General features: G+C 60.5%; 19 protein-coding genes and 3 pseudogenes. 4 read left to right on the top strand and 18 right to left on the bottom strand.

What is annotated here, in order from left to right; translation table 11 throughout:
* The 11 genes and pseudogenes from secA to B3446_RS22410 all read right to left on the bottom strand — a co-directional run.
* Positions 1 to 546 (bottom strand): annotated as a pseudogene (gene secA, locus B3446_RS22460) (preprotein translocase subunit SecA); the annotation flags it as partial.
* Between the two features lie 58 nt (positions 547 to 604).
* On the bottom strand, positions 605 to 1,108 hold the full coding sequence (gene secM / locus B3446_RS22455) for a secA translation cis-regulator SecM (protein ID WP_032103219.1): 504 nt from the start codon (positions 1,106 to 1,108) through the stop codon (positions 605 to 607).
* Positions 1,109 to 1,388: 280 nt separating this feature from the next.
* Complete coding sequence (lpxC, locus tag B3446_RS22450) at positions 1,389 to 2,306, bottom strand: UDP-3-O-acyl-N-acetylglucosamine deacetylase (RefSeq protein WP_291385124.1); 918 nt, start codon at positions 2,304 to 2,306, stop codon at positions 1,389 to 1,391.
* Between the two features lie 101 nt (positions 2,307 to 2,407).
* Complete coding sequence (gene ftsZ / locus B3446_RS22445; RefSeq protein WP_003856338.1) at positions 2,408 to 3,559, bottom strand: cell division protein FtsZ; 1,152 nt, start codon at positions 3,557 to 3,559, stop codon at positions 2,408 to 2,410.
* Between the two features lie 63 nt (positions 3,560 to 3,622).
* Entirely contained in the window at positions 3,623 to 4,879 is a 1,257-nt protein-coding gene (gene ftsA, locus B3446_RS22440; protein ID WP_003856340.1) for a cell division protein FtsA, read from the bottom strand.
* On the bottom strand, positions 4,876 to 5,718 hold the full coding sequence (gene ftsQ / locus B3446_RS22435; RefSeq protein ID WP_003856342.1) for a cell division protein FtsQ: 843 nt from the start codon (positions 5,716 to 5,718) through the stop codon (positions 4,876 to 4,878). Before ftsQ ends, ftsA begins: the two co-directional genes overlap by 4 nt.
* A 1-nt stretch (position 5,719) precedes the next feature.
* Entirely contained in the window at positions 5,720 to 6,640 is a 921-nt protein-coding gene (locus B3446_RS22430; RefSeq protein WP_063162671.1) for a D-alanine--D-alanine ligase, read from the bottom strand.
* Positions 6,633 to 8,099, bottom strand: a complete 1,467-nt coding sequence (gene murC, locus B3446_RS22425; protein WP_291385128.1) for a UDP-N-acetylmuramate--L-alanine ligase — start codon at positions 8,097 to 8,099, stop codon at positions 6,633 to 6,635. The genes B3446_RS22430 and murC overlap by 8 nt, the downstream gene beginning before the upstream one ends.
* A gap of 104 nt (positions 8,100 to 8,203) precedes the next feature.
* Positions 8,204 to 9,268 carry an undecaprenyldiphospho-muramoylpentapeptide beta-N-acetylglucosaminyltransferase gene (murG, locus tag B3446_RS22420; protein WP_017383783.1) on the bottom strand — a complete coding sequence of 355 codons (1,065 nt, stop codon included), beginning with the start codon at positions 9,266 to 9,268 and terminating at the stop codon, positions 8,204 to 8,206.
* The gene (gene ftsW, locus B3446_RS22415; RefSeq protein ID WP_006810115.1) at positions 9,265 to 10,509 is read right to left on the bottom strand and encodes a cell division protein FtsW; all 1,245 of its coding nucleotides are present in this window, start codon (positions 10,507 to 10,509) and stop codon (positions 9,265 to 9,267) included. The genes murG and ftsW overlap by 4 nt, the downstream gene beginning before the upstream one ends.
* Complete coding sequence (locus B3446_RS22410) at positions 10,509 to 11,123, bottom strand: glutamate ligase domain-containing protein (RefSeq protein WP_291385111.1); 615 nt, start codon at positions 11,121 to 11,123, stop codon at positions 10,509 to 10,511. Before B3446_RS22410 ends, ftsW begins: the two co-directional genes overlap by 1 nt.
* 25 nt (positions 11,124 to 11,148) lie before the next feature.
* On the opposite strand from B3446_RS22410, the pseudogene B3446_RS22405 reads away from it, so the two are divergent.
* Positions 11,149 to 11,781: pseudogene (locus tag B3446_RS22405) on the top strand (MFS transporter); the annotation flags it as partial.
* Between the two features lie 35 nt (positions 11,782 to 11,816).
* Here B3446_RS22405 and B3446_RS22400 read toward each other — a convergent pair.
* Positions 11,817 to 12,521, bottom strand: a complete 705-nt coding sequence (locus tag B3446_RS22400; protein WP_291385109.1) for a GntR family transcriptional regulator — start codon at positions 12,519 to 12,521, stop codon at positions 11,817 to 11,819.
* 128 nt (positions 12,522 to 12,649) lie between these two features.
* Between B3446_RS22400 and B3446_RS22395 the strand changes: the two genes are divergently transcribed.
* The 3 genes from B3446_RS22395 to B3446_RS22385 are packed head-to-tail and all read left to right on the top strand — an operon-like array spanning position 12,650 to position 15,781.
* Positions 12,650 to 13,645: a Bug family tripartite tricarboxylate transporter substrate binding protein gene (locus B3446_RS22395; protein WP_291385107.1), complete on the top strand. Its 996-nt coding sequence runs from the start codon at positions 12,650 to 12,652 to the stop codon at positions 13,643 to 13,645.
* A 60-nt stretch (positions 13,646 to 13,705) separates the two neighbouring features.
* Positions 13,706 to 14,494 (top strand): enoyl-CoA hydratase/isomerase family protein, encoded by a 789-nt coding sequence (locus B3446_RS22390; RefSeq protein WP_191575605.1) that lies wholly within the window; start codon positions 13,706 to 13,708, stop codon positions 14,492 to 14,494.
* 21 nt (positions 14,495 to 14,515) lie between these two features.
* A complete protein-coding gene (locus B3446_RS22385) occupies positions 14,516 to 15,781 on the top strand; it encodes a CaiB/BaiF CoA transferase family protein (protein ID WP_191575606.1) in 1,266 nt (421 codons plus the stop codon).
* 46 nt (positions 15,782 to 15,827) lie between these two features.
* On the opposite strand, the gene B3446_RS22380 is transcribed toward B3446_RS22385, so the two are convergent.
* From B3446_RS22380 to B3446_RS22355, 6 genes and pseudogenes are all read right to left on the bottom strand, one after another.
* Positions 15,828 to 16,556, bottom strand: coding sequence for an ABC transporter ATP-binding protein (locus B3446_RS22380; protein WP_218344733.1), 729 nt, complete (start codon positions 16,554 to 16,556; stop codon positions 15,828 to 15,830).
* Positions 16,553 to 17,356: an ABC transporter ATP-binding protein gene (locus B3446_RS22375; RefSeq protein ID WP_291385103.1), complete on the bottom strand. Its 804-nt coding sequence runs from the start codon at positions 17,354 to 17,356 to the stop codon at positions 16,553 to 16,555. Before B3446_RS22375 ends, B3446_RS22380 begins: the two co-directional genes overlap by 4 nt.
* On the bottom strand, positions 17,353 to 18,441 hold the full coding sequence (locus B3446_RS22370; RefSeq protein WP_291385101.1) for an ABC transporter permease subunit: 1,089 nt from the start codon (positions 18,439 to 18,441) through the stop codon (positions 17,353 to 17,355). The genes B3446_RS22375 and B3446_RS22370 overlap by 4 nt, the downstream gene beginning before the upstream one ends.
* Complete coding sequence (locus B3446_RS22365) at positions 18,438 to 19,289, bottom strand: branched-chain amino acid ABC transporter permease (RefSeq protein WP_414632416.1); 852 nt, start codon at positions 19,287 to 19,289, stop codon at positions 18,438 to 18,440. The genes B3446_RS22370 and B3446_RS22365 overlap by 4 nt, the downstream gene beginning before the upstream one ends.
* A 231-nt stretch (positions 19,290 to 19,520) precedes the next feature.
* The gene (locus tag B3446_RS22360) at positions 19,521 to 20,666 is read right to left on the bottom strand and encodes a branched-chain amino acid ABC transporter substrate-binding protein (protein ID WP_056562612.1); all 1,146 of its coding nucleotides are present in this window, start codon (positions 20,664 to 20,666) and stop codon (positions 19,521 to 19,523) included.
* A gap of 239 nt (positions 20,667 to 20,905) precedes the next feature.
* Positions 20,906 to 21,354, bottom strand: a pseudogene (locus tag B3446_RS22355) (trifunctional transcriptional regulator/proline dehydrogenase/L-glutamate gamma-semialdehyde dehydrogenase); the annotation flags it as partial.

Genomic DNA, 21,354 nt, shown 5'->3' with positions numbered 1-21,354 from the left:
GAATTCGTTGTTGGTGCCGTAGGTGATATCTGCGTTATAGGCTTCACGCTTGGCAGGTGCCGGCAGGCCGGACATGTTAATGCCCACGGTCATGCCGAGGAATTCGAACAGTGGACGGTTGTTTTCTGCGTCGCGCTGCGCCAGATAGTCGTTGACGGTAACAACGTGAACGCCCTTACCCGTCAGCGCATTCAGGTAAGCCGGCAGCGTTGCCGTCAGGGTTTTACCTTCACCGGTACGCATTTCCGCGATGCAGCGCTCGTTGAGCACCATCCCGCCCAGCAGCTGCACGTCGAAGTGACGCATGCCGAACACGCGTTTACTGGCCTCACGTACAACGGCGAAGGCTTCCGGGATCAGGCTTTCTAAGGTTTCACCTTTCTCCAGACGCGCACGGAACTCCGCGGTTTTCGCTTTCAGCTCATCATCAGTGAGCTTCTCCATCGCCGGTTCCATACCGTTGATGACGTTCACAGCTTTGCGCATGCGGCGCAGGGTACGATCGTTACGACTACCAAAAACTTTGGTTAACAATTTGATTAGCATAATAAATTCTCAAACGCCCCAGTCGGGCAGATAAATTAAGGTATTGAAAAAGGTTAATTTAGCTGAGGCGTTGAGGCCCGGCACGGATGCCGTGAACCTGGCTAATCCATGTCGAAACAGAGAAGGATGCAGGGGAAACAAAATCCGTTTGCGCCGTCTGATTTACGGTCACTGGCGGCTGGTTGTCCTGCGTCAGAAGCGCATTAAGCGTATCGAGCAGGGCAAGATGCTGAGCCTGAACCGGCAGCGTTTCTTCCGCAACAGGCATCGTCTGTGGCGCCATCGCGAACGACAGATGGCGGATAACCGTGCGAATCGCGTGCTGCTGCCAGTAATCAACGGAGAAATTAGGACGGCGGCTAGCTTCAAGCCATGCGAGATTAGTGAAGTTAACCCGTGTGGTGAGATCGTGTTTGGTCGTCGTGGAACGTGCTGGCGTGGCCGCGTCTGCGCTGTTGCTGAGCACAGGCAAGCCGAAACTCGCCGCGACCATCCCCAATAAGAGATGCGGCCAGAAGTAACGTCTGCCAAATTGTCGCCAGCGCGTCAGTATTCCGCTCACTTGCTCCACCACGTTCGCCCGCCAGTGCAGGCTGAGTTCAGTTATTCTTTTTTAGCGCCCAGATATTACCACTAAAGCCAATACACGGCAGCAGGAATGACACCTTGCAGCAGGTAAAAACGGTCAATAATGCAGCGAACACACCGTTATTCGGCACCCGACACAGGCCAGGGGTGAGGGGGACAAATTAAAGAAGGGCAGAAATAAAAACGACTGGCTTCCCTGGTCGGAGAGAGTACCAGGTGAACCAGTCGCTTTTCTTACGAAACGGCTTTAACCGTTACGCCAGGACCATAGTCGGGGCTTTGAACGCCAGCGGCAGTTCAGCTTCGTCTTCGAAGGTCACATATTCCCAGGCTTCTTGTTTTGCCAGGACGGCCTGCAACAGTTTGTTGTTCAGTGCATGACCGGATTTAAACGCGGTAAATGCACCAATGATGTTGTGACCACACATGAAGAGGTCGCCGATCGCGTCCAGCATTTTGTGACGAACAAATTCATCTTCAAAACGCAGGCCGTCTTCGTTCAGTACGCGATAATCGTCAACAACGATGGCACAATCGAAGCTGCCGCCCAGGCACAGGCCGCGGGATTGCAGATATTCGATATCACGCATAAAGCCGAAGGTACGTGCTCGGCTGATCTGACGCATGAACGCATCCGCAGAGAAGTTCATCGCATAGCGCTGGGTGCTGGAGTCAATAGCCGGATGGTTAAAATCGATGGTGAAGTCCAACGAGAAACCATTGTACGGTTTGAATTCAGCCCATTTGTCGCCATGTTCGACGCGAACGGTCTCTTTAATGCGAACAAATTTCTTCGCGCAGTTCAGTTCTTCGATGCCGGCATCCAGCAACAAATAAACGAACGGAGCAGCACTCCCGTCCATGATCGGGATTTCTGGCGCATCGACTTCAACCATAATGTTGTCGATACCCAGACCCGCCAGGGCGGCGTTCAGGTGCTCTACGGTAGAAATCCGCACGTCATGCTCGTTCACCAGACAAGTACAGAGCATAGTATCACGCACAGATTTGGCATCGGCCGGAAAATCTACCGGTGGATTCAAGTCGGTGCGACGATAGATGACCCCGGTATTGGCCGGCGCAGGGCGTAACGTCAGTGTGACTTTCTTGCCGGTATGTAAACCGACACCCGTCGCCTGAACGATACGTTTAAGTGTCCTTTGTTTGATCATCGTATAATCTCGCCAAATTAACTATCCAACCGAGAGTGTATATCACTAACGGTGGGCCAGTTTAGCACAAAGAGCGCAAATCCCCAAATTCCAGCCAATTCTTAGTCAGCTTGCTTACGCAGGAACGCCGGGATATCCAGATAATCTGGCTCTTTTGCCGTTTGTGGAGTTGGGTCGTTCACCACTTTCGCAGCGGGTTTTTGCTCCTGAGTCAGAGGCGCCATACCGTGCTGCTGGTAACGATCCATAACCGGCTGCTGAGTCTGTTTGTTGGTCACCAGGGTGATCTCAGGACGCTTGTCCATACCGATACCGGTGGCCACAACGGTCACACGCAGTTCGTCGTTCATTTCCGGATCAAGGGACGTACCGATAACAACGGTCGCGTTGTCAGAGGCGAACGCACGGATGGTGTTACCCACGGTTTCGAACTCATCCAGACGCAGGTCAAAGCCAGCGGTAATGTTGACCAGCACGCCGCGCGCACCAGACAGATCGATATCTTCCAGCAGTGGAGAAGAGATCGCCATTTCAGCGGCTTCTTCCGCACGGTCTTCGCCGCTCGCCACGCCAGAGCCCATCATCGCGTAGCCCATCTCGGACATCACGGTGCGAACGTCTGCAAAGTCAACGTTCATCAGACCTGGACGGGTAATCAGTTCAGCAATACCCTGAACCGCGCCTTTCAGCACGTCGTTTGCCGCGCCAAAGGCGTCCAGCAGAGAGATACCGCGACCCAGCACTTTCAGCAGCTTGTCGTTCGGGATGGTAATCAGAGAGTCCACGTGCTTGGACAGCTCGGTGATACCCTGCTCCGCGAAAGCCATACGCTTCTTACCTTCAAAGTTGAAAGGCTTGGTCACGACAGCAACGGTCAGAATACCTAAATCTTTAGCGACTTCCGCCACAACGGGTGCTGCACCGGTACCTGTACCGCCGCCCATACCCGCTGCGATGAAGACCATGTCTGCACCGTCCAGTGCAGCGCGCAGCGCTTCACGATCTTCTTCAGCCGCGTTGCGGCCCACTTCCGGGTTAGCCCCTGCTCCCAGACCTTTGGTGATGCCACCACCGATCTGAATCGTCTGGCCAACAGCCGTTTTACGCAGCGCCTGCGCATCGGTGTTCACCGCGAAGAATTCAACACCTTCGATGCGCTCGCGCACCATGTGCTCTACGGCGTTACCGCCGCCGCCACCGACGCCGATGACTTTAATCACCGCGTCGTTGGTTAATTCCATAGGTTCAAACATAATCTCTCTCTCCGTTGTGCCTGTCGCCCGAGACCGCTAATTCTCTCCGGTCTCTTAAAAAAATTAAAACTCTTTTCGCAACCAGGTGTTAAGTCGTTTGACCCAAGACCCCACCGAGACGCGTTTTTCCACTTCTGCTTCACCACTCAAATGGGATTCTTTCCCGTAGTGCAGCAGGCCCACGGCCGTTGAGTAATACGGCTCCTGAGCGTAATCCGTTAAACCGGTAATATTCAGCGGCGCACCAATACGCACCTGCGTATGGAACACGCGCTGAGCGCAGGCCGCAAGACCTTCAATTTGCGCTGCCCCGCCGGTTAATACAATCCCCGCCGCGAGATGATGTTTCACACCCTGCTGGCGAAGCTGTTCCTGTAACTGCAAAATCTCTTCGTTGACCAGGTTGAGCAGCTCGGTATAACGCGGCTCAATCACCTCTGCCAGCGTCTGGCGTTGCAGGCTGCGCGGCGGTCGCCCGCCTACGCTCGGCACTTCAACGCTCTCGTCTTTGCCGACGATAGAGCCCAGCGCGCAACCATGGCGCACTTTAATCGCCTCTGCATCGCTCGGTGGCGTACCAAAGGCGTAAGCGATATCGCTGGTCACCACATTCCCGGCGTACGGGATCACTTTGGTGTGGCGTAACGCACCGCCGGTATAGACGGCCATGTCCATTGTACCACCACCAATATCGACCACACAGACGCCCAGTTCACGTTCGTCTTCGGTCAGCACGGAATAGCTCGCGGCAAGACCGGCGAAAATGAGTTGGTCAACTTTCAGGCCACAACGTTCAACGGCTTTTACAATGTTCTTCGCCATATCGTTGTGACATGTGATCAGGTGCACTTTTGCCTGCATACGCACGCCCGAGAGACCGACCGGATTCTTGATGCCTTCCTGGTAGTCGATCGCGTATTCCTGCGGGATCACATGCAGCACACGGTGCTCGTCGCGAACACGCACGGATTTCGCCGTGTGGACAACGTTCTCAACGTCTTCCTGCGTCACCTCTTCTTCAGAAATCGGCACCATACCGATTTCATTCTGGCAGCTGATGTGCTTACCAGACAGGGCCAGATAGACAGAGGAAATCTGGCAATCTGCCATCAATTCAGCCTGGTCGATGGCGCGCTGAACGCATTTCACCACCGACTCAAGGTCGTTTACCCCACCTTTATCCATACCACGGGAGGGGCAGCTGCCCACGCCAATGATATTGACCATACCGTCGGGCAGAACTTCCCCTACCAAAGCGGCAACCTTCGCGGTGCCAATCTCCAGTCCTACTACCAATTTTCTGTCCGTCGACTTGATCATTGTTGTTCTGCCTGTACCTGTGCCTGATTTTGTTGCTGATTAGGTTCCTCGACCGGAGCCGGCTCCCAACCGACTGCTGCGCCTGAGTCATAGCGCAAATCAACGTAGCTTATCCGTTTGCCATCCGTCTGCGCCTGCTGCTGTAAAACCGGGTAAAGTTCTACAAAACGCGCCAGACGTTTCATTGTGTCGCCGCGGCCAAGATTGAGCTTAATGCCATTCGTTAGGGTCAACTGCCAGGAACGGCGCGCCGTCATCGCAGCATCTTTTAACGTAAAGCGATCCTTAGCCAGCACCTGCCCCATCTCACGAAAACCCTGCAATACTTCGTTTTCGCTGCCTTCCGGGCCATACAACATCGGTAAATTCTGCTTGTTGACACGATCGCTCGGGACGCTGAACGAATTTCCGTCTACGTCAACCATATGCTGATCATTCCAACGCGCAATCGGCACATATTCAACCAGATGAATCTTCAATTCATCTGGCCATTGTTTTCTGACACTCGCCTGTTTTATCCACGGCAGACGTTCAATCTGACTCTGGATAATGTTGACGTCCTGCGTCATAAAGGTGCCAGGCGACCCAAGCGCCAGAATCGACTGGCGAATGTCATCGTTACGCGTGTAGTGTCGCTCCCCGGTCACCACCAGCTTCGACAGCGGCAACCTCTGCGCGTCTTCCATCCAGCCCAGCACCATCCAGCCGCTGATAAACACGGTGCACAGCACCCCGAGCAGGAAGATGATCCCTGCAAGACGCGTTCCATTACTCCGGCGCGAAGAGGAATATTCTTCTTCGTCATCGCGGTTGCGCGTGTTCAATGCAGCCTGAGACATATCAGCCCGCCTGGTCCAGAATACGTACGACTAACTGCGAGAAGCTCATTCCCGCCTGACGCGCCGCCATCGGCACAAGGCTATGGCTGGTCATACCCGGAGACGTGTTTGCTTCCAGCAGATAAAATTGCCCGTCACCGTCAAGCATCACGTCAATGCGTCCCCAGCCACGACATCCCAGCACATTCCAGGCTTTAAGCACCAGAGACTGTAATTCGGCCTCACGCTCTGCTTCAAGACCCGCTGGGCAGAAATATTGCGTCTCATCAGAGAGATACTTCGCCTCATAATCATAGAAGACTCCGGCGGGTTGGATGCGAATTGACGGTAAAATTTCTTCGCCAAGCATCGCGACGGTAAATTCCGGCCCGCTAAGCCATTTTTCAATCAGAACTTCTTCATCATGTTGAAATGCCAGTGCTAAAGCGTCAGCCAAATCTACAGCTTTATCGACTTTGGACATTCCCACGCTCGACCCTTCACGGCTCGGCTTCACAATAATCGGTAAGCCCAGTGCCGCAATGCGTGTATTAACGCTGTCCGACAGACCCAATTCATATTCACGACGCGTCAGTGCAACCCATGGCGCAACGGGCAGGTCCGCCCCCTGCCACAGCAGTTTGCTGCGCAGTTTATCCATGGAGATGGCGGATGCCATCACGCCGCTGCCGGTGTACGGCATGCCGATCAGCTCCAGCAGCCCCTGCAACGTGCCGTCTTCACCGCCGCGACCGTGCAACGCGATAAAGGCTTTATCGAAGCCCATCGCTTTCAGCTGCGTGACGTCCACCTCTTTCGGATCAACCGGATGCGCGTCCACACCACCTTCACGCAGGCCCGCCAGCACGGCAGCGCCCGAATTCAGAGAAACCTCGCGTTCGGCGGAAGTGCCGCCAAACAGGACAGCAATCTTATCAGCCATGACGCTCGTCCTCCTGAGTTTGCGGCTTCAGTTTGATTTCAGCTAAGGTACGGGCGATTTTGCCGATATTTCCCGCGCCCTGAATCAGGATCAGATCGTTACCCGTCAGGACCGGGGCAAGCATTTCAGCCACCTGCGCCGGGTCGGGAACCAGAATAGGATCCACTTTACCGCGTCCACGGATGGTACGACATAAAGAACGACTGTCCGCACCCGGAATCGGAGTTTCACCCGCTGCATAAACATCCAGCATCAGCAGGGTATCGACCTGCGAAAGGACGTTGGCAAAATCGTCATACAGATCGCGAGTACGCGTGTAACGGTGCGGCTGGAAGATCATGACCAGATTCTTTTCCGGCCAACCCGCGCGTGCCGCTTTGATGGTTGCGTCCACTTCCGTCGGATGGTGACCGTAGTCGTCTACCAGCATCGCAGAACCTGGCTTACCGTTTACCGGCTCCAGCGGGAATTCACCGAGGAAGTCGCGGCGACGGCCCGTCCCCTGGAAGCTCTCCAGTGCGCGCAGGATCGCTTCATCGTCAATGCCTTCTTCTGTCGCAACAGCCACCGCCGCTGCCGCATTCAGGGCGTTGTGACGTCCCGGAGCGTTCAGGGTGACATACAGCAGGTCTTTATCCTGACGCGCGAGGGTGAAATGCCCCTGCGCACCGATCTGCTTGTAATCTTCTACGCGTACATCCGCGTCTTCGCTGAAGCCGTAGGTCGTAATTTGACGCCCGACGCGCGGCAGCAGCTCGCGAATAACCGGATCGTCCACGCACATCACCGCACGGCCATAGAACGGCAGGTTGTGCAGGAACTCGACGAAGGTCTTCTTCAGCTTGCCGAAGTCGCCGCCNNTAAAGGTCTGCTTTAAGTTCTCGAAGTCGCCCTGGTAAGTGTCCATATGGTCAGCTTCGATGTTGGTGACGATCGCCACCATCGGCTGTAGATGCAGGAACGACGCATCGCTCTCATCCGCTTCCGCAATCAGATAACGGCTGTGGCCCAGACGCGCATGCACGCCAGCGGCTTTCACCAGACCACCGTTAACGAACGTCGGGTCGAGACCCGCTTCCGCATAAATGCTGGAGACCATCGCTGTTGTGGTGGTTTTACCGTGCGTACCGGCCACCGCAATGCCGTGACGGAAACGCATCAGTTCCGCCAGCATTTCCGCGCGACGGATCACCGGGATGCGCGCCTCATGCGCCGCAACGATTTCCGGGTTATCCGCGGAGATAGCGCTGGACACCACAACCACGCTCGCATCGCTCACGTTTTCCGGGCGATGATTGAAATAGATAGTCGCCCCCAGCGACGCCAGCTGCTGCGTAACAGGGTTTGGCGCCAGGTCAGACCCGCTGATCTGATAGCCTTCGTTAGCTAACACTTCGGCAATACCGCCCATGCCAGCACCACCGATGCCGACAAAGTGAATGTGCCGGACGCGACGCATCTCGGGCACGATAGAACGCAGTTTTGCCAGTTGTTGTGTATTCATTCTCTAAACGCCATCGACTACTTCAAAAAAATCGTGCAGCGCAACACGCACTGCGAGAATTATGCCTGGGCTGCCAGGCTCACTTCTTTTGCCACCCGTTCCGTTGCATCCGGGATAGCGGTCGCGCGTGCGCGTTGCGCCATCTCCAGTAATACATCCCGGTTCCAGCCCGCCAGGGTAGTGGCGACCGCATCAGCGGTAAATTGTGGCTGCTCAAAAATCTTCGCTGCGCCCGCTTTCTCAAGCGGCAGCGCATTCCAGTACTGCTGTCGGTCTTTGTGCTGGAACGGCACAAACAGCGCCGGTAAACCGGCGGCGGCGATTTCGCTCACCGTCAGCGCGCCCGAGCGACAGACCACAACATCGGCCCAGGCATAGGCTGCGGCCATATCATCAATAAATTCAGTCACTTTATGCTGCGGCTGACCTTCCTGCACGTAGGCCTGCTCAACGGTCTGCTGAGCGCCCTTCCCGCTCTGGTGCCAGATGGTCACCGCATCACCCAGTTTTGCCGCAACCTGCGGCATCGTCTGGTTTAAAATACGTGCGCCCTGGGAACCGCCGACGACCAGCACGCGCACCGGCCCTTCGCGACCCGCCAGACGCGTATCTGGCAGCGGCAGCGCCAGCACGTCCACACGTACCGGATTCCCTACGACATCCGCTTTCGGGAATGCCCCGGGGAAGGCCTGCATAACTTTGGTGGCGATTTTTGCCAGCCATTTGTTGGTCAACCCGGCAATACCGTTCTGCTCATGCAGAACAACGGGGATGCCCAGTGACCACGCCGCCAGTCCGCCCGGACCGGAAACGTAACCGCCCATGCCCAGAACGACGTCAGGCTTAAAACGCTTCATAATGGCGCGCGCCTGACGCCAGGCATTGAAAATGCGCACCGGCGCCAGCAGCTGCGCCTTGATCCCTTTGCCACGAAGGCCAGAAATACGAATAAAGTCGATCTCGATACCGTGTTTAGGTACCAGATCGGCTTCCATGCGGTCTGCGGTTCCCAGCCAGCGTACCTGCCAGCCCTGTTCCATTAAATGGTGCGCAACCGCCAGTCCCGGGAACACGTGTCCACCGGTACCGCCTGCCATCACCATTAACCGCTTCGGTTGATTCATCGTGAACCTCGTGTAAACGCCTGAGCTTTCTCCAGACGCGTTTCATAATCTATGCGTAACAAAAACATGATGGCCGTCGACATGATCAGCAGACTCGAACCACCATAACTGATCAACGGCAACGTCAGACCTTTGGTCGGCAGCATACCCGCTGCCGCCCCAACGTTTACCAGCGCCTGGAAGCTAAACCAGATACCAATTGAGCAGGCCAGGAAACCGGAGAAGCGGTGATCGATCTCCAGCGCTTTCCGGCCAATCGACATGGCGCGGAAAGCGACGAAGAATACCATTAATAGCGCCAATACCACACCGATATAACCCAGTTCTTCCCCAATAATGGAGAAGATGAAGTCGGTGTGCGCCTCCGGTAAATACTCCAGTTTTTGTACCGAGTTGCCCAGGCCTTGACCCCAGACTTCGCCGCGGCCAAACGCCATCAGCGACTGCGTCAGCTGGTAACCGCTGCCGAACGGATCTTCCCATGGGTTCCAGAACGAGGTCACACGGCGGATACGGTAGGGCTCGGCGAGGATCAGCAGCACCACCGCCGAAATCCCCATCCCGATGATGGCAATGAACTGCCACAGTTTTGCGCCCGCCAGGAACAGCATCGCCAGCGTAGTGACAAACAGTACGACTACCGTACCGAGGTCGGGCTGCGCCAGCAGCAGGATCGCGAGGACCAGAATCACGCCCATCGGTTTTAAGAAGCCACGAAGGTTGTTACGAACTTCGTCAACTTTACGCACCAGGTAGTTAGCCAGGTAGCAGAACAACGACAGTTTGGTGAACTCCGCGGGCTGGATACGCAGTGGCCCAAAGGCAATCCAGCGTGATGCCCCGTTAACGGAGCTCCCGACAACCAGAACGATCAACAGCATGATGATTGAGGCGATGAGCATGGCTGTACTGTGCCGCTGCCAGAACGACATCGGCAGGCGTAAGGTGATCATTGCCAGGCAGAACGCGAGAATGATGTACAGCCCGTCACGCTTGGCAAACAGGAACGGGTCGTTTGCCAGACGCTGTCCGACAGGCATTGACGCCGAGGTGACCATAATAAAGCCGATCGCTGCCAGCCCCAGCGTGAGCCAGAACAGCGTGCGGTCGTACATGATCAGGCTATCGGAATCTTTATCCCGGGAAGCCATCACCCAGCCTTTCAGCGCCGTAAACAGCCATACCAGGATACCAAATCCTGGCAGGCGCGGCATTTTCAGGCGAGGGAGAGATAAACGCATCAGCCTAACTCCTTCGCCAGGCGGGTAAAGACATCACCCCGCTGTTCGAAACTCTTGAATTGATCGAGGCTGGCACAGGCTGGCGAGAGCAGTACCATATCGCCGGGCTTCACGCGTGGGGCGATGAGGCGCATCGCCTGCTCCATGGTCTCGGTTTGCTCGGCGACTTCAGGACGCAACGCCGCCAGCTCGCTGCCATCGCGGCCAAAGCAATACAGGCGCACGTTATCACCGTTGAGGTACTGCTTCAGCGAGGAGAAGTCAGCCGATTTACCGTCGCCGCCCAGCAGCAGGTATAGCGTGCCATCAACGTGCAAACCGTTCAGTGCCGCCTCGGTGCTACCCACGTTGGTCGCTTTGGAATCATTAATCCAGCGTACGCCGTTGTGCTCCAGCGCCAGCTGGAAGCGGTGCGCCAGGCCGGTAAAGGTGGTGAGCGCCTTCAGGCTTGAAGATCGCGGCAGGCCAACAGCATCCGCCAGCGCCAGCGCCGCCAGGGCATTAGTGTAGTTATGCTGGCCGGAGAGCATCATTTCTTTCACGTTCAGCACTTTCTCACCTTTCACACGTAGCCAGGTTTCGCCCTGCTGACGATTAAGGTGATAGTCACCCATGTTAATACCGAAGCTAATGCAGCGTTCGTCTGCGCCGCGCACCGGCATGGTGGCCGCCACGTTCGGCACGCTGGCCCGGGCGGCCAAGACCCGCACGTTCTGGTACCTGTTCGCCACGTTTTTCGTGTGCGGCTTCACGACGAACGGTCTGGTCGGCACGCACCTGATCGCGCTGTGCGGCGATCACGGCATGCCCGAGGTGCAGGCAGCCGGGTTGCTGGCCATGATGGGCATCTTTGACCTGCTCGGCACCACCGCATCCGGGTGGCTGACCGACCGCTACGACCCGCGCAAGCTGCTCTTCGTCTACTACGCCTTGCGCGGCCTGTCGCTGATGTACCTGCCCCACTCCGATTTTTCGTTCTACAGCCTGTCGATCTTCGCGATCTTCTTCGGCCTGGACTGGATCGCCACGGTGCCGCCGACGCTGCGCCTGACGACGGAAGCGTTCGGCGAACGCGACGCCTCGATCGTCTTCGGGTGGATCGTGGCGGGTCACCAGATGGGCGCGGCCAGCGCCGCCTGGATGGCGGGCGCGCTGCGCGAGGCACAGGGCAATTACCTGATGGCTTTCGTGGTGTCAGGCGCGACGGGCATCATCGCCGCCGTGCTGGCCTTGATGATCGGCAGAAAGCGCGTAGTCGCGCAGCCCGCCTGATTCCCCACCGCATGGCGGCGCCAGCCGCCATGCCATCAGGCCACGCCGTTCCCGGACCGGCCGCGCAGGTTGTAGGCTTTCTTGCCGCCGACATGCTTGCGAATCAGCGCTTCGGCGCGATCGCCATCGCGCGCCAACAGGGCCTGCACGAAGGCCTCGTGGTCGGCCACCGCCGTCGTCCATTCATCCAGGTCGAAATTGGACTTGTAGCGCAGGGCCTGCACCTGCAGGTTCAACCGGTCGTAGGAATGTGACAACGCCGGATTGTGCGCGGCGCGGTTGATTGCGATGTGCGTGCCCATGCTGGCCGCGAAGTACGCGCGGATATCGCGTTTCTCATAGTTTTCAAGCATCTGCGCATGCAGACGCGCGATCTGGGCAAGCTCCGCCTCGGACGCGCGCTCGGCTGCGCTACGCACTGCCAGCCCTTCCAGCACGGACAGCACGTCGAAGATATTTTCGATGTCTTCGGCGGACAGTTCGATCACCATCGCCCCGCGCTTGGGCTGCAGGGTCACGAGGCCATCCGAGGCCAGCATGCGGTACGCCTCGCGCAGCGGCGTGCGGGAAATCTTCAGTTGATCGCACAGGTCTCGTTCATTCAGCCAGGTGCCCGGCTTCAGGGTGCCATCGATGATCAATTGGCGTAGCCGCTCCGCCACGACCGCCGGCAAGGTGGGATGGTGAATGGCCAAATCGGGGACGGACACTTCGGCAATCAGGGGTTCAGGGTTAGCCATGGGTTGTTCATGCTCGCGACTTCGACTATTTTTGTATCTGGTATACCAAACACCAACGGCATACCAACCTGACCCAAATCATAGAGCAAGCAGCCCCTGGGCAGGCCTCATCCACCAAAGGAGACCCTATGAAAAAGCATGCTCACGCCTGGATCGGCGTATTGATGCTGTCCGCCGGACTGTCGGCGGCCAGCCCCGCCCTGGCGCAGGACTATTCGAAATGGCCGGAACGTCCCATTCGCCTGGTCGTCGGTTTCGTCCCGGGCGGCGGCACCGACGTGTCGGCCCGGATCCTTTCCGCGCGCCTGTCCACCCTGCTCGGGCAGCAGGTCGTGGTCGAGAACAAGCCGGGCGCCTCCGGCCTGATCGCGGCCGATTACGTGGTGAAGGCCGACGCGGACGGCTACACGCTGCTCCTGGCCAACATGCAATCCACTGTCGCCGCCCCCTATGTCGTGCAGTCCAACATCGACCCCAACAAGGATTTCACGGCGGTGCGGTATATCGGGTCGGTGCCCAACGTGCTGGTCGTGAACCCCACCAAGCACGCCTACACCACCGTGCAGAACCTGGTGGACGACGCCCGCGCCAAGCCCAAGCAACTGCTGTATGCCTCATCCGGCATGGGCAGTCCGCAGCACCTGAGCGCCGCGCGGTTTTCGCAGATTGCCGGCGTGTCCATGGAGCACGTGCCCTACAAAGGCAGCGGCCAGGCCATGACCGATCTGCTCGGCGGCAACGTAGACCTGAACTTCGACACGCTGCCCGGCGCGATCAATCAGATCCAGGCCGGCAAGCTGCGCCCGCTGGCCGTGACCAGCCCTGAACGAAGCAAGCGGCTGCCCGACGTGCCGACGCTGGCCGAATCCGGCATCAAGGGTCTGGACGTCGTGCAGTGGTACGCCGTCCTCGCGCCCGCCCAACTGCCCCGTCCGATCATGGACAAGCTGGATCGGGCACTCGCTCAGACGCTCGCGGACCCCGAGATCGCCGCCAAGTTGGCCGACCAGGGCATGGAGCTGGGCGGCGGACCGCAAACCCCCGCGGCCTTCGCGTCCTACGTGCGGGACGAATGGAGCAAGTACGGCAAGCTCACCGCGAGCCTGGGCCTGAAGAAGCAATAAACCCCGACGCTGACCCGATCCATCCGGCGGGGCCCGCCCCGCGCATGCAAAAGGAACTTCATGACTGCTACCGCTACCCCCATCCTGCTCGAGCGCAACGGCGACATCGCGACCGTGGTGCTGAACCGGCCCGAAAAGCTCAACGCGTTCACCATCGACAGTTGGCGGCTGCTGGGCGACACGTTTCTTGAACTGGACCGCGACGACGGCGTGCGCTGCGTGCTGCTGCGCGGCGCGGGCGAGAAGGCGTTTTCGCCCGGCAACGACATCGGCGAATTCGAGACCGCGCGCAGCAACAAGCGCCAGGCGGTGGAGTACGGCGCCGTCATGCGCCGCACGATCGAGGCGATCGGCGGCTGCCGTCATCCCGTGGTTGCGCAGATCCATGGCATCTGCGTGGGCGGCGGGCTGGAAATCGCCAGCCTGGCTGACCTGCGCATCTGCGGCGAAAGCTCGCGGTTCGGCGTGCCCATCAAGAACCTGGGCCTGGTGATGTCGTACTCGGAGCTGGCCCCGCTGGTTCGGCTGGTCGGCCCGACCGTGGCGCTGCAGGTGCTGCTGGAAGGCAACATCTTCGATGCCGCCGAAGCCTTGCGCCTGGGCGTCGTCACGCGTGTGGTGGCGGACGACAAGGTAGCCGACGAAGCGCAGGCGGCCGCGCGCCGGATCGCCGACGGCGCGCCGCTGGTGGCCCGCTGGCACAAAAAGTTCGTGCGCAATCTGGTGCAGGGCAAGACGCTGACCGACGCCGACCGCGACGAAGCCTTCGACTGCTTCGACACCGAGGATTTCCGCGCGGGCTATCGCGCCTTTCTGGCCAAGGCCAAGCCGCAATTCACCGGCCGCTGAACAAGAGATCGAGGAACCCGCATGCACAACGACACCCGCGGCTCCGGCCGCTCCCCCACCTCCACCGCCCCTGCCGGCGCGCTTGCCGGCATGCGCGTCATCGAGCTGTCCCAGATCATGGCTGGGCCCACCTGCGGCATGATGCTGGCCGACTTGGGGGCCGACGTCATCAAGGTCGAAAAGATCGACGGCGGCGACGATTCGCGCCAGTACCGCGACCCGCAGATCAACGGCATCTCGGCGCCCTACCTGATGCTCAACCGCAACAAGCGCGCCATCGCGCTGGACCTCAAACATCCGGAAGGCAAGAAGGTCCTGTTGCGCATGATCCGCGACGCCGACGTGGTGACCGAGAACTTCCGCAAGGGCACGATGGAGAAGCTGGGCCTGGGCTACGAGACCCTGCGCAAGGAGAACCCGGGCCTGATTTATTGCGCCGTGTCCGGCTACGGCACGACAGGCCCCTTTGCGGATAAAGGCGGCTTCGATCTCGTGGCGCAGGGGTTTTCAGGCTTGATGGCCATCACCGGTGAGCCTGGCGGCCCGCCGCTGCGCACGGGCAATTCGGTGGCCGACATCAACGCGGGCCTGCTGGCGGCCTTCGGCGTGCTGGCCGCGTACCAGCACAAGCAGCGCACTGGCGAAGGCCAGATCGTCGAGACCTCGCTGCTGGAAGCCAGCCTGCAGCAGCTCTACTGGCACGCCGCCATCTATTTCGGCAGCGGCGTCTCGCCCGGTCCCACGGGATCGGCGCATGTCCTGAGCGCGCCGTACCAGGCGTTTCCCACCCGCACGGACTGGATCATCATCGGCGGCGCCAACGAAAAGAACTGGCAGCGCATCGCGCAGGCGCTCGGGCGGCCCGAGTGGGCGGAAGATCCGCGCTTTGCCCGCAACCGCGACCGCATGCAGAACCGCGATGAATTGGTGGAGGAAATCTCCGCCATCCTCAAGACCCGTGATGCGCAGGAATGGCTGGACATCTTCGACGACGCGGGTGTTCCGGCGGGCCCTGTGCACTCGATCGCGCAGGCGCTATCGCACCCGCAGACGCTGGCGCGTGAAATGGTGGTGGAACAGGATCATCCGGTGGCCGGCAAGGTCCGCACCGTGGGCATGCCCGTAAAACTGTCGGCCACCCCTGCCCGCTACCATCGCGCCGCGCCGCGGCTGGGCGAGGACTCCATCGCGATCCTGGGGGAATTCGGGTACGGCAAGGAAGAGATCGACGCGCTGATCGGCGCCGGGGTGGTCGCGGCCGTGGACCGTGAACCGGTGCAGGCCTGAAGCAGCAAGAACGCAAGGCGGCAACGCCGCCTTGCGTTCGGGCGGATTACTCCACCTCGCCCAGGTACGCCGCGCGCACCTTGGGATCGTGCAGCATGTCGCGCGCGGGACCGGACAAGGTGATCTCGCCCGACTCCATCACGTAGCCGCGATGGCTGTTTTCCAGGGCCAGGCGCGCGTTCTGCTCGATGAGCAGGATCGTCACGCCTTCGCTGGCGATGGTGCGCACCACTTCGAACACCTTTTCCACCATCAAGGGCGCCAAGCCCATCGACGGCTCGTCCAGCAGCAGCAGCTTGGGACGCGCGATCATCGCGCGGCCCATCGCCACCATCTGCTGCTCGCCGCCCGACAGCGTGCCGGCGGCCTGCTTGCGGCGTTCGGCCAGGCGAGGGAACAAGGTGAAAACGCGATCCGTATCCTGGCGGATCTGGGCCGCGTCTCGGCGGATGTAGCCGCCCATCGCAAGGTTCTCTTCGATGGTCAGCTGCCCGAAGATGCCGCGGCCTTCGGGCACCATGACGAGGCCCTTGCGGACCAGCTCATGCGACTTCTGGCCGCCGATGGATTGGCCGGCGTAGACGACTTCGCCGCCGGCCAGCGGCACCAGTCCGCAAATGGCGCGCAGTGTCGTGCTCTTGCCCGCGCCGTTGGCGCCGATCAGGCAGACCAGTTCGCCTTCGTCCACGCGCAGGTCAATGCCGCGCACTGCACGGATGCCGCCGTAGGACACTTGCAGGCCCCGCAGCTCGAGCAGGGGTTGGGATGCCGTCATGTTGCCTGGCCCTCGTTGTGGATCAGCGGATCCTGCGCGGCGCCCGCGCCCAGATACGCTTCAATGACCTTGGGATCGCGCTGCACCTGGGCGGGTTTGCCCATCGCCAGCACTTTCCCGTACTCCAGCACCAGCACGCGATCGCACAGGCCCATGACGAGCTTCATGTCGTGTTCGATCAGCAGCACGGTGACGCCGTCCGCGCGAATCTTTTCGACCAGCTTGCGCAGCACTACCGTTTCGGACGCGTTCATGCCCGCGGCGGGTTCGTCCAGCGCCAGCAACTTGGGATCCGTCGCCAGCGCACGCGCGATCTCCAGACGCCGCTGGTCGCCATACGGCAGCGACCGCGCGACGTCGTTGGCGCGATGCCCGATGCCGACGTAGTCCAGCAGTTCCTGAGCGCGCGCCTCGATGGCGGCCTCTTCGGCACGCGTGGCACGCGTGCGCAGCACCGCGCCCAGCACGCCGGCGCGGGTGCGCATGTGGCGGCCGATCATCACGTTTTCGATCGCGCTCAGGTTGGCGAACAGGCGGATGTTCTGGAAGGTGCGCGCCAGGCCCGCGTAGGCGACCTCGTGCGGCTTCTTGCCCGACATGGATTCGCCGTTGAACGTGCAGGTGCCTTCCTCGGGGATGTAGAGGCCCGTCAGCACGTTGAACAGCGTGGTCTTGCCCGCGCCGTTCGGGCCGATCAGGCCGTAGATCTCGCCCTGTTCGATATCGAAACTGACTTCCGACAAGGCTTGCAGGCCGCCGAAGCGCTTGCCCAGTCCTTGGGCTTGCAGCAGTTTGTTCATGCCGCGCCTCCTTGCGTCTTGGTCGCCAGTTCGCGCTTGCGCACCGCCGACGGCCACAGGCCCGCCGGACGGAACAGCATCACGCACACCATGGCCAGGCCGAACAGCAGCATGCGGATGCCTTCCGGATCCAGGACCACTGCGCCAAACAGCATGTGCTGAACAGGCTCCACGACCGCGCGCAGGAATTCCGGCAATGCCGCCAGAATTAGCGCGCCAAGAATGACGCCTGGGATGTGGCCCATGCCACCCAGCACCACCATGCACAGGATCGAAATGGATTCCATGAGCGAGAAGCTTTCGGGGCTGACGAATCCCTGCATCGAGGCGAACAGCGCGCCGGCCACGCCGCCGAACGACGCGCCCATCGCGAAGGCCAGCAGCTTGATGTTGCGGGTGTTGATGCCCATCGCCTTGGCGGCGATTTCATCTTCGCGAATGGCTTCCCACGCACGGCCGATGCGGGAATTCTGCAGGCGCACGCAGACCACGATGATGATCAGCGTCAGCGCGAGCAGCAGGTAGTAGTACTTTTCCGGCCCCGTAAAGCGGATGCCCAGCAGGTTCTGGGTACGTCCGAACGCAAACTCGCCAACCTTGAACGTGTCGATGCGGTTGATGCCCTGCGGCCCGTTGGTGATGTTGATGGGCGCGTTCAGGTTGTTCAGGAAGATGCGGATGATCTCGCCGAACCCCAACGTGACGATGGCCAGGTAATCGCCTCGCAACTTCAATGTCGGCGCCCCCAGCAGCACGCCAAACAGGCATGCCACCGCCAGCGCGATCGGCAGGATCGCCCAGAACGGCAGGTGCAGCCCGAAATGCGGCGACGCAAGCAATGCCCAGGTGTAGGCGCCCACCGCGTAGAACGCGATGTAGCCCAGGTCCAGCAGACCCGCAAAGCCCACCACGATGTTCAGGCCAAGCGCCAGCATCACGTACAGCAGCGCAAAGTTCAGGATGCGGACCCAGCTTTGCCCGGCCATGCCGATCACGAACGGCAGCACCGCCAGCACGACGCCGATCAGCGCGATGCCGATCAGCGTGCGGGTGGATAACCCGCTTTTCTTCAGATGCGTGCTCATGCGCGATCCCCCACCCGTTCACCCAGCAGACCCGAGGGACGGAAGATCAACACCATCACAAGCACGAAGAACGCGAACACGTCCTGGTAATGGCTGCCGAGGAAGCCGCCCGTCAGGTCGCCGATGTAGCCCGCGCCCAGCGACTCGATGATGCCCAACAGCAGACCGCCGGCCATCGCGCCCACCAGGTTGCCGATGCCGCCCAGCACCGCGGCGGTGAAGGCCTTCAGGCCCAGCATGAAGCCCATCGTGTATTGCGACACGCCGTAATACGTGGCGACCATCATGCCGGCCACGGCGGCGAGCGCCGAGCCGATCAGGAAGGCGGCCGAGATCACGGTATTGATGTTCACGCCCATCAGGCCCGCGACCTCGCGGTTCTGCGCGGTGGCGCGCATCGCGGTGCCGAGCCGGGTCTTGTGCACGACCGCCAGCAGTCCGCCCATGATCAGCGCCGCAATCACCACGATGGCGATCTGCAGTGAGCTCATGCGCGCGCCGGCAAACTCGAACACTTGCGGCGACAGCACCTGCGGGAAGTTCAGGTAGTTGCGGCCCCAGGCCATCATCGCGACGTTCTGCAGGATGATGGACACGCCGATCGCGGTGATCAGCGCAGCCAGACGCGGCGCGCGGCGCAGCGGCCGGTAGGCCACGCGTTCGGCCGTCCAGCCCACCGCCATGCACAGCGGCACGGAGACAAGCAGGCCGACGCCCAGCACCACGAAGGCCGACGCGCCGGGATCGCCGCCCACCAGCGTGATGGCGACCGTGGTGGCCGCCATTGCGCCAATCATGACGACGTCGCCATGCGCGAAGTTGATCAGCCCGATGATCCCGTACACCATGGTGTAGCCAAGGGCGACCAGGGCGTACACGCTGCCGAGCGTGACGCCGTTAATCAGTTGTTGAATGAAGATATCCATAGGGGCCGGTGAATAAGCCTGGAAGAATCGCGCGGGGCGGCCAGGGCGCAAAGGCCTGACCGCGCGTCGCGCGCCGCTGCGCCGGACGGCGCGTGCGGAAAAGAGCGGGCGGATCGTGGCGCGCGGCCAGCTCCGCCCTGGTTTCAAGCCGGCTTAGTTAGCCTGGCTGACCATCGTTTCAACCATCTCCCACTTGCCGTTCTTGACTTCGTAGATGGTGACCGAGATTTCCTTCAGATCGCCCTTATCGTCGTAGGAAATGTGCTCGCTCGTCGCGCCCTTGCGGTTCAGCTTCGCCAGCTTGGGCAGGTACTTTTCGGGGTCGGCGGAACCGGCCTCTTCGATGGCCGTGATCATGTTCCAGGCGCCGTCGTAGGCGTACGGCGCGTACACGCCAGGGGCCTTCTTGAAGCGGGCCTGGTATTTCTGATCGAAGTCCTTGCCCGCGGCCATCTTGTCCAGCGGCACGCCGGCCAGCGAGGCGTAGGTGCCGTCGGCGGCGTCGCCGGCCAGCTTGATGAAGGTGTCGCTACGCGTCATTTCGCCGGACACCAGCGGGGCCTTCAGGCCCAGCGTGGCGAGCTGGCGCTTCATCGGGCCGGACTGCGCGTCCAGGCCGCCGTAGAAGATGGCGTCAGGCGCGGAACCCTTGATGTTGGTCAGGATGGCCGTGAAGTCGTTGGCCTTGTCGGTGGTGTATTCGCGGCGCACGACCTGGCCGCCGGCGGCCTTGACGGCCTTCTCGACTTCGTCCGCCAGACCCTGGCCGTAGGCGGTGCGGTCGTCGATGATCGCGACCTTCTTGGCCTTCAGGTTCTGCACGATGAACTTGCCGACCGCGGCGCCCTGCTGGGTGTCGCTGGTCATCATGCGGAAGGTGGTTTCGTAGCCCTGCTTGGTGTATTCGGGCGAGGTCGCCATGGCGATCTGCGGCAGGCCGGCTTCGTGGTAGACGCGCGACGCGGGAATCGTGGTGCCCGAATTGAAGTGGCCCAGGATACCCACGACGTCCTGGTCGACGAGCTGCTGGGCAACCTGCACGCCCACGCGCGGATCAGCCTGGTCGTCGCGCGAAACCAGCACGAACTTGGCCGTTTCGCCGTCGATCTTGATGCCCTTCTTGTTCGCTTCTTCGAGGGCCAGGTTCAGGCCATTCTGCATGTCCTCGCCGTAGTGCGATTGCGGACCGGTCAGCGGAGCTGCGAAGCCGAACTTGACGTCGGCGGCCTGCACGGCGGCCGTCATGCCGGCGGCGGCGATGCTTGCAGCGAGAAGCTTCAAAGTGGTGCGGAACTTCATGGGGAATCCTCCGAAATATCGGACTAAGGCCTTGTTATACCTGAGCTTTTAGCCAGGCTTTTGGTTTTTTACTACCGCGGGCCCAGTGATATCCGGGTCCCGCGCATGCATTTTCTGCAGAGCCTGAATGCCGGATTGCGGCAGTCAGGCCAGAGGTGCGACCGGATTTTCGTTCCAGTGCAACCTAGCCCGATATTGGAGATAACCCTCAGATTCCCGAGGGTTACCCCTGGTCACGCTTAACCGATGGTCATGAGGCTGGCGTTGCCGCCCGCAGCCGCCGTGTTGACGCTGACGGAACGCTCGGTCAGGAGGCGTTCCGGCACGTAGCTGGCGCCCGCCGCCAAGGCGTCGGAAGTCAGGCCGTGCACCGCCAGGATGGGGCCGGGACGCCGCGCGATGCGCTGGTTCAGCGCCTTGAGCGCGTCGCCGTCGCCTTCGAACAGCACGGCCTGGTAGTCGGCCTCNNCGGCCTGGCCCTGCTGATCGGCATCCAGCGTCGCCAGCAGCGCCTGCGCGGCCGGCGTGTCTGCAAACCACGCATGGTTGCCGGTCAGACGGGCGACGGACCACTGCGCCCGCGCGCCGGCCTCGGTGGCGGCCACGCAGTACACGGCGCCTCGCGGCTCGACCATATAGGTGTTGGTCTCGCCCGTCGGGCCGGGCAGCGCGATGCCCTGCGGCAGCG

It is taken from the genome of Achromobacter sp. UBA5777 (assembly GCF_002418565.1).
Classification (GTDB): Bacteria; Pseudomonadota; Gammaproteobacteria; order Burkholderiales; family Burkholderiaceae_B; genus Achromobacter; species Achromobacter animicus.
Note: the sequence above shows the minus strand (reverse complement) of the source record. Positions and strands in the feature narration are given on the sequence as shown.